The organism is Clavibacter lycopersici, assembly GCF_003576405.1.
Taxonomy (GTDB): domain Bacteria; phylum Actinomycetota; class Actinomycetes; order Actinomycetales; family Microbacteriaceae; genus Clavibacter; species Clavibacter lycopersici.
The window spans coordinates 1-7,964 of record NZ_QWGT01000131.1 but is presented as its reverse complement, the minus strand read 5'-3'; the positions used below and the strand labels follow the sequence as shown (position 1 = coordinate 7,964).

General features: G+C 75.0%; 8 protein-coding genes. 4 read left to right on the top strand and 4 right to left on the bottom strand.

Annotated elements, in window-relative coordinates:
* Nucleotides 1-181 precede the first annotated feature (181 nt).
* On the top strand, nt 182-1,015 hold the full coding sequence (locus DZG00_RS09795; protein WP_119455579.1) for a class II fructose-bisphosphate aldolase: 834 nt from the start codon (nt 182-184) through the stop codon (nt 1,013-1,015).
* The gene (locus tag DZG00_RS09790; protein WP_119382717.1) at nt 1,012-1,740 is read left to right on the top strand and encodes an acyltransferase domain-containing protein; all 729 of its coding nucleotides are present in this window, start codon (nt 1,012-1,014) and stop codon (nt 1,738-1,740) included. The genes DZG00_RS09795 and DZG00_RS09790 overlap by 4 nt, the downstream gene beginning before the upstream one ends.
* Nucleotides 1,741-1,827: 87 nt before the next feature.
* On the opposite strand, the gene DZG00_RS09785 is transcribed toward DZG00_RS09790, so the two are convergent.
* Nucleotides 1,828-2,541: a TetR/AcrR family transcriptional regulator C-terminal domain-containing protein gene (locus tag DZG00_RS09785; RefSeq protein WP_119382718.1), complete on the bottom strand. Its 714-nt coding sequence runs from the start codon at nt 2,539-2,541 to the stop codon at nt 1,828-1,830.
* A gap of 224 nt (nt 2,542-2,765) precedes the next feature.
* Between DZG00_RS09785 and DZG00_RS09780 the strand changes: the two genes are divergently transcribed.
* Both DZG00_RS09780 and DZG00_RS09775 read left to right on the top strand, forming a co-directional pair.
* Nucleotides 2,766-3,602 (top strand): DUF2382 domain-containing protein, encoded by an 837-nt coding sequence (locus tag DZG00_RS09780; RefSeq protein ID WP_119382719.1) that lies wholly within the window; start codon nt 2,766-2,768, stop codon nt 3,600-3,602.
* 131 nt (nt 3,603-3,733) lie between these two features.
* The gene (locus DZG00_RS09775) at nt 3,734-4,486 is read left to right on the top strand and encodes a mechanosensitive ion channel family protein (RefSeq protein WP_119382720.1); all 753 of its coding nucleotides are present in this window, start codon (nt 3,734-3,736) and stop codon (nt 4,484-4,486) included.
* 84 nt (nt 4,487-4,570) lie between these two features.
* Here DZG00_RS09775 and DZG00_RS17465 read toward each other — a convergent pair whose 3' ends face one another.
* The 3 genes from DZG00_RS17465 to DZG00_RS09760 form a co-directional block, all read right to left on the bottom strand.
* Nucleotides 4,571-5,878, bottom strand: a complete 1,308-nt coding sequence (locus DZG00_RS17465; RefSeq protein WP_119455578.1) for an LPXTG cell wall anchor domain-containing protein — start codon at nt 5,876-5,878, stop codon at nt 4,571-4,573.
* Between the two features lie 259 nt (nt 5,879-6,137).
* Complete coding sequence (locus tag DZG00_RS09765; protein ID WP_119383015.1) at nt 6,138-6,875, bottom strand: response regulator transcription factor; 738 nt, start codon at nt 6,873-6,875, stop codon at nt 6,138-6,140.
* Nucleotides 6,876-7,147: 272 nt separating this feature from the next.
* The coding region (locus DZG00_RS09760; protein WP_147359964.1) for a glycosyltransferase at nt 7,148-7,964 on the bottom strand (817 nt) is incomplete at its 5' end.

Below are 7,964 nucleotides of genomic sequence, written 5' to 3'. Positions count from 1 at the left end.
TCGACCTCGCCGGCCTCCCCCTGCCCGCAGCCCTGCGCCGCGCCGCCGTCGTGGGGGCCGCCGCCGTGCTGTCGCCCGTCGCCGGCGAGGTCGACGCCGCGGGCCTCGCCGCGCTGGAGGCATCGCTCGACGCCGGATCCCGCGCCCCCGACCGCACGCCCGCACCATGACGGAGGAACCCATGACGACGACCACCGCGCTCGACCTCGTGACCGAGGCCCGCGACCTGCGCCGGGGGATCGGCGCCTTCAACGTGGTGCTGCTCGAGCACGCGGAGGCGATCGTCGAGGGCGCCGAGCGCGCCGGCCTGCCCGTGATCCTGCAGATCAGCCAGAACGCCGCCCGCTACCACGGGTCGTTCGAGCCCATCGCCGCGGCCAGCCTCGCCATCGCGCGCGCCGCCGGCGTTCCCGCGATCGTGCACCTCGACCACGCCGAGGACGTCGAGCTGGTGCACGCCGCGGTCGAGCTGGGCGTGCAGAGCGTGATGTTCGACGGATCCGCGCTCCCCTACGACGAGAACGTCGCGACCACGCGCGCGGTCGTCGACCACTGCCACGCCCACGGCGTGCGCGTGGAGGCGGAGCTCGGCGAGGTCGGCGGCAAGGACGGGGTCCACGCCCCGGGCGCCCGCACGCGGCCCGACGAGGCCGCCGCGTTCGTCGCCGCGACCGGCGTCGACTCGCTGGCCGTCGCGGTCGGGACCTCCCACGCGATGACCGACCGGGTCGCCACGGTCGACCGCGCGCTCATCGTGCGGCTCGCCGCCGAGGTCGGCGTGCCCCTGGTGCTGCACGGGTCCTCCGGCCTGAGCGACGACGAGCTCGTCGCCGCCCGCGACGCCGGCATGACGAAGATCAACATCTCCACGCACCTGAACGGCCTGTTCACGGCGGCCGCGCGCGAGGCGCTGTCGGCGGACGCGGCGCTCGTGGATCCGCGCCGCTACATCTCCCCCGCCCGCGCGGCCGTGGCCCGCGAGGTCCAGCGCCTGCTGACGCTGCTCGGATCGTGAGCGCATCCCTGCTCGGCGTCGCCGGCACGGCCGCGGCGGATCCGGCCCTCGCGGACGTGATGGCGGCCGCGCTGGACTCCGGGGACGCCGACGCCCTCGGATCCGCCGCCCGCATGTCGCCCGCGCCGCTCACGGCCGCCGCCATCGCCGGTGCCGTGCTCGCGCTCGAGCCGCGGGCCATCGCGCGCCACCGCGCGCTCGGCATCCCCGAGGAGGTCACGGCGCGGAGCCTCGCCGACGTCGGCCGCAAGCTCGACGCGTACGGCGCGGCCGTCGACCTGCCCTGGCTCGTCCGCGTGCTGCGCGGCGACGTGCTGGCGTTCGGGCGCATCCAGCTCGAGCGCGAGACGGTCGACGGATCCCGCGCGCTGCACATCCCCGAGGGCGGGCCGCTCGTCGCCGACGAGCTCGACCGGTCCCTCGCGGAGGGCCGCGCGTACCTGGGCGCGGACCCCGTCGTGTGCACCTCGTGGCTGCTGGACCCGCTCCTGCGCGAGCTCCCCGAGCCGAGCAACATCGCCGCGTTCGCCCGCCGCTTCCGCGTCGACGAGGTCGTGCGATCCGCGGAGGCCGACGCGAGCGTCGCCCGCTTCGTCTTCCGCCGCCCGCTGCCCGAGGTCATCGCCCTGCCCGCCGACGCGCGCCTCTCGCGCCTGCAGGCCCTCGTGCTCGGCCACCTCCGATCCGGCGCGCACTGGTCGGAGCCGCGGGGACTGCTGCTCTGACGACCGGGTGGGCGCGGGGTGACGCCCCGCGCTCCGAGCCGGGACCGGGCGCGTCGCGGGGAAGGCGCTCGTCCTCCCCCGGATCCGCTACTGCGACAGCGCCCGATCCAGCCGATCGAGGAGCGCCTCCAACGACACCTCGAACTCCTCGTCGCTGCGGTCCGCGCTCAGCAGGGTGCGGAGACGCCGGACCTCGGGCGCGGAGTCGAGGGACATGCTCCCGTCGCCCTGCGGGATCGCCGCGCCGCCCTCGTCGAGCGGCTCCTCGGCGGGTCCCGCCTCCGCCCCGCGCACCACGGACTGCAGGAGGAGCTGGCCGAGCAGGAAGCTGCTGAACGCGCGGTAGGCGTCGACCGCCTGCTCGTCGGTGAACCCGTTGCGGGTCAGCTCGGTCAGGAACGTGTTGACGACCTCGACGCTCCGCAGCGGCGGTCGCAGCCAGGGCGCCGCGGGGTGGCGGGTGGCCACGAGCGGGAACGCCTTCGGGTGGTCGGTGGCGATGCGCCGGACCTCGTGGGCGACGGTCTGCAGGAATCCCTGCCAGTGCTCGTCCTCGGCCCTCTGGAGACGGTCGGTGAGCTCCCGCATGAGGGACGCGACGACGCCCTCGAGGAGGTCCTCCTTGCCGTGCACGTACCGGTAGAGCGACATCGCCTCCACCCCGAGCACCTGCGCGAGCGAGCGCATGGAGAGCCCCTGCGGGCCCGACCGGTCGATCTGGTCGAGCGCCGTCTGGATGATCAGCTCACGGCTGAGGCCCGGCGCCGATCCGCCGCGCGACGCCCTGTCTCGTCCTGCCATGGCGGATGCCCCCTGCTGGTCTGCGGTTCCCGACGGGCCGGCGCTCGAGATGCGGAGTCTCCGACAACCGCACCGTAGCGCGGCTTACGGCGTAAGGTCGCCATTGGACTTACGCCGTAAGCCCACTGAGGCAGCCGCCCGTCCGCCGCGAGGCGCGCACCGCGGGACCGCCCGACCCGCTCCTCACCCACACCCGGCATCCGTCGGGGAGAAGGAGAACCACCATGATCGACAGCAACGACATCGGCAGCATCGTCGGCGCCCCCGTGCACGACGCGGACGGCGACAAGATCGGCACCGTCGGACAGGTCTACGTCGACCCGACCGACGAGAGCCCCGTCTGGGCCACCGTCAAGACCGGCCTCTTCGGCACGTCCGAGTCCTTCGTCCCCCTCGAGGGCGCGGACTGGGATCGCGAGACCCTCACGGTCCGCCACGACAAGGCGAAGGTGAAGGACGCCCCGCGCATCGACGCCGACGGCGCCCTCGGCGAGCAGGAGGAGGACGCCCTCTACGCGCACTACGGCATGGGCGGCGGATCCTCGCGGAACCCCACGGACGACGCCGCCGGCACGCAGGGCCTCTTCGACCAGGACGAGCACGCGGGCGTCGACGGCGACCGCCGTGCGGACGTCGACGGCGCCGGCACGGTCGGCCACGACACCTCCGGCCCCACTACCGACGACGCGATGACCCGCTCCGAGGAGCAGCTGCACGTCGGCACCGAGCGCGTGGAGACCGGGCGCGCCCGCCTCCGCAAGCACATCGTCACCGAGCAGCAGACCGTGACCGTCCCCGTCAGCCACGAGGAGGTGCGGCTCGAGCGCGAGCCGATCACCGACGCGAACGTCGGATCCGCCACCCGCGGCCCCGACCTCTCCGAGGAGGAGCACGAGGTGGTCCTCACCGAGGAGCGCCCCGTCGTGCAGATGGAGACGGTCCCCGTGGAGCGCGTGAAGCTCGGCACCGAGACGGTGACCGACGAGCGCACCGTCACCGAGGACGTCCGCCACGAGGAGATCGAGATCGACGGCGACGCGGACGGCACCGCACGCCGCTGACCCGGCCGCACCCCCGCAGCACCCGCAGCACCCCGCCGGGCGGATCCCGCAGGTCCGCCCGGCGGGACACCACCGCACGACCCACCGCCGACGCGCCGCGTCGGCCCACCCGACCCTGAAAGGGCCACCCCATGGACTTCCCCGCCGTACTGCAGGACGGACTCGCCGCGGTCATCGCGTTCGTGCCCCTCGCCCTGCTCTTCCTGCTCATCCTCGTCGTCGGCCTGATCGTCGCGAAGCTCATCTCGAAGGCCATCGACAAGCTCCTCGAGAAGGTCGGCTTCGACCGCCTCGTCGAGCGCGGCGGCATCAAGAAGGCCCTCGCCGGATCCAAGCTCGACGCCTCCGACATCGTCGCGAAGATCGTCTACTACACGCTCGTGCTCTTCGTCCTGCAGTTCGCCTTCGGCGTCTTCGGCCGGAACCCGGTGAGCGACCTGCTCCAGGGCATCATCGGCTTCCTGCCGAAGATCATCGTCGCGATCATCATCGTGGTCATCGCGTCGGCCATCGCCGCGGGCGCCAAGGGCCTCATCCAGAACACCCTGGGCGGCCTGTCCTACGGCAAGGTCCTCGGCAACATCGTCGCCGTGTTCATCCTGTTCCTCGGGATCACCGCGGCCCTCAACCAGATCGAGGTCGCGACGACCGTGACCACCCCGATCCTCATCGCGGTGCTCGCCATCATCGCCGGCGTGATCATCGTCGGCGCCGGCGGCGGCCTCATCAAGCCGATGCAGGCCCGCTGGGAGTCGATGCTGACGAAGGCCGAGGAGGAGGCCCCGAAGATCCAGCAGCACGCGCAGGCCGCCCCGAGCGTCCAGCAGCAGGCGGAGCAGGCCCAGCGGAAGGCGCAGGACGCGACCCGCACCCGTCGCGGCTGATCCGCGCCAGCACCGAGACGACGACGGCCGGATCCCTGAGGGGATCCGGCCGTCGTCGTGCGTGGCGCGGGTGGTGCCGTGCAGCTACTCCGCGGAGCGCATGCGGCGGCGGGCGACGAGCGTGCCCGCGCCGGCCAGCGCCATGAGCGCGCCGAGTCCGCCGAGGCCGAGGGCAGCTGCGCCGTCGGTGCCCGTGACGGGCAGCGTGTCGTCGTGGTGCGCGGCCGGCTTCGCGATCGGCTTCGGCGCGGTGCCCGCGGGCTCGATCGAGGGCGCGGTCGGCGCCGGGGTGGGCGTGCCGGGCAGCGTGGGCAGGCCCGGGATGACCGGTCCGCCCGCGTCCTCGGCCGTCAGCTCGACCGTGCCGCCCTGCGTGAGGCCCGACTCGAGGCCGGCGACGGACACCTGGTACGTGCCGGGCTGGACGTCGCCGAACAGGATCACCGGCTGCGCGAACGTGCCGTCGACGTCGGCGCGCACGAGGTCCTCCAGCGAGCGGGTGCCGACTCCGACGCCCGCGTTCGCGTCGCTGATCTCGATGACCGTGCCGTCGGGCGCGGTGACCGTGACCTCGACGGCCTCGTAGCGGAGGTAGCCGGTCGCGGTGACCTTGAGGCCGCCGAGGATGCTCGTGGCCTCGGCGACGGAGATCGGCGAGATGGTGGAGAACGACGCCTCGGCGCGCACGAACGGGCCGACGGGCGCCTCGGCGAAGCGGACGAGGCCGCGGATCTCGCCCGTGATGGTGAGGTCGAGGCCGACCTGCGTCAGCGTGACGCTGGCGGTCTTCGAGTCCTGCAGCAGCTCGGTGAAGCTCGCGGGGAACGCGTACGTGCCGTCCTCGCCGACGATGCCGATGCCCGCGATGGCCTTGACGCCCACGGCGTTGAAGTAGCTGGCGGTGACGATGCTGCCCGCGGTGCCGGTGCCGGCGAACGGCACGGCCTCGTTGATCGGGAGGGCGACGCCGCGGTCGGGCGTGGTCCAGGTGAAGGGCAGCTCGACGACGGGGGCGGTCGGCTCGAGCGTCGGCAGGCCGGTCGACGGGGTGCCGGGGGTGGTCGGGACGGCCGGGGTCGGCGTGGTCTCGACCGGGGCGTCGGCGACGGGGGCCGTCTCCTCGGCGGTCTCGGTGGGCGCGGGCGTCGGCGTCGCGTCGGCGGACGGGGCCTCGACGGCGGGCGTCTCGACGGCGGGCGTCGGCGTGGCGGCCGGGGCCTCGACGGCCGGCGCCTCGACGGCGACGGGCGCGGAGTCGACGGGGACGGTCTCGGCGTGGGCGGCGGGCGCCATCGCGAGGGGCAGGATCACGAGCGACGCCGAGAGGCATGCGCCGGCGGCCGCGCGACGGAACGACCTGCCGCGGCCTGCGGCGGGGGTGGGACGGGTCATGGCATCTCCGGTGGTGCAGGACCGCCCGTCCGCGCCATTGCTGTGCCGCGACCGTGCGGTGGAGGGGACGCGCTCCGGGGTCCCGGGGACGCGGCGGGGAGGATCTGCTCCCTGTTTCCGACTGTAGGGAATTCCATTCCCCGCCTGGGGGACGATTTCCGCATGGTGTGACGCGTGTGACACATGATCCCCGGAGTTGCGGGGGTGACTCGCCGCGCCGACCCCCGGATTGGGGTGCCCGCAGGTGGGCCGGCGGGCGTCAGTCGGCGGGCGCGAGCACGAGGTCGTCGCCCGCGACGGCGACCAGGACGACCTGGTCGCGGCCGGCTCGCCGACCCGTGACGGACGGCAGGTCGAGGAGCGCGCGCGGGGCGACGAGGTCCCAGCCGGCGTCCGTCAGCCGGTGCACGAGCTCGCGGCGGGAGAGCCGACGCGTCGGCTCCTCGGCGAGCGCCTGCACGACGACGAGGTCCATCGGATCCAGGTCCAGCGGCACGCCCGCGAGCCACGCCTCGCCCGAGGCCGGGTCGAGCACGAGGTCGCCCGCGGTGACCATGGCCGGGGCGAGCCCGCGTCGGCGGAAGAGCACGCGCAGCGTCTCGACGACCTCCTCGAGGCCGAACGGCTTGGTGACGTAGTCGTCGGCGCCCGCGCCGAAGGCCGCGAGCCGGTCCTCGAGCGAGTCGCGGCCGGTGAGGAACAGCACGGGCGTGTCGACGCCGGCGCGCCGCAGCTCGCCGACCACCTCGACGCCCGAGACGTCGGGCAGCGTCATGTCCAGGAGGATCGCGTCGGGCGCGGCCTCGACGGCGGCGCCGATCGCGGCGCGGCCGGTGGCGAAGACGCGCACGTCCCAGCCCTCCATCCGCAGCGCGAGCGACAGCAGCTGCGTGATGGGCGCCTCCTCGTCGACCACGAAGACACGGAGCACGCGGGGCGCGTCGCCCGGCACCGCCTGCTCGTCGTCGCGTGCGGCGGAGCTCAGGGTGCTGCCCATGCGGATCCTCTTCTCGACGTGCGTGCCGCCGCCGACCCGGGGGGACGGGCCGGCGGCGGATGCTCCTCGCGGAGCGCGCGGCCGGGGGTGGGCCGCGCATCCATCCTCGCGACGGGCGGGCCAGGGGTCGTCATCCCCGGGGACCGTCACGGGTAGTCCCTACGGTGCGCACGGGCGCAGCAGGGGAGACCGCGAGGAGGCGCACGGCGCGTCCGCAGGTGGCGGCGACGCGCCGCCGCGCGGCCGGGGGATCCGCGTGCGGGACGAGCGGATCAGAGGGACTCGAGCACGTCGACCGCCCGCTGCACCCCGCGCTCCTCCCGCATGATCCGGCCGACCTCCGCCGCGCGCTCGCCCCGGGAGATGGCGTCGCCCATCGCGCGCACGAGGGCGTCGACCGACAGGCGGCGCAGCGGGATCGGGGCGGCGGCGACCCCCTGTCGGTGCAGCCGGGCGGCCCAGAACGGCTGGTCCGCGGTGACCGGCACGACGACGGCGGGAACGCCGGCCCGGGCGACGGCGTGCGAGGTGCCGGCCCCGCCGTGGTGCACGGCGAGCGCCGCGCCCAGCAGCACCCGGTCGAACGGCGCCGATCGCACGGCCAGCACATCGGGGCCGCGGCACTCCTGCGGCAGCGCGAGCCCGCCCCATCCGGTGACGAGCAGCACCCGCAGGCCGTGGGCGCGGGCGGCCGTGACGATCGCGCGCCCCCGGGCGGACGGATCCCCTGTCGCCATGGAGCCGAACGAGGCGACGAGGTAGGGCCCGGCGCCGAGGAAGCCGCCGACGACCGGGTCGGGCGATTCCGCGGACGGCTCCCCGTACCAGGCACCCGTCTGGTGGATCCGCTCGGGCCAGTCGTCGGGGCGCGGCAGCAGCTGCGGGCTCACGGCCATGAGCGTCGCGCGCGACGGCGACCGATGGGCGGGAGGACGACCGCCGGGCAGCTCGGCCGCGGCGCGCGCCACGTCCCCGGCGAAGAGGCGCGCGGCGGCGCGCGGCACGGCGTAGGTGGACCGGTTCCGCGCGCCGAGGTCGCGGGTGGCCGTGGGACCGCCCGCGGCGGGGAAGCGGTCGCTGGGGGTGGCC

What these genes read in the sequence shown, in the direction of transcription:
- DZG00_RS09795 (WP_119455579.1), top strand. Translation starts at nt 182, where the DNA reads ATGACGACGACCACCGCGCTCGACCTCGTGACCGAGGCCCGCGACCTG.
- DZG00_RS09785 (WP_119382718.1), bottom strand. Translation starts at nt 2,541, where the DNA reads ATGGCAGGACGAGACAGGGCGTCGCGCGGCGGATCGGCGCCGGGCCTC.
- DZG00_RS09780 (WP_119382719.1), top strand. Translation starts at nt 2,766, where the DNA reads ATGATCGACAGCAACGACATCGGCAGCATCGTCGGCGCCCCCGTGCAC.
- DZG00_RS09775 (WP_119382720.1), top strand. Translation starts at nt 3,734, where the DNA reads ATGGACTTCCCCGCCGTACTGCAGGACGGACTCGCCGCGGTCATCGCG.
- DZG00_RS17465 (WP_119455578.1), bottom strand. Translation starts at nt 5,878, where the DNA reads ATGACCCGTCCCACCCCCGCCGCAGGCCGCGGCAGGTCGTTCCGTCGC.
- DZG00_RS09765 (WP_119383015.1), bottom strand. Translation starts at nt 6,875, where the DNA reads ATGGGCAGCACCCTGAGCTCCGCCGCACGCGACGACGAGCAGGCGGTG.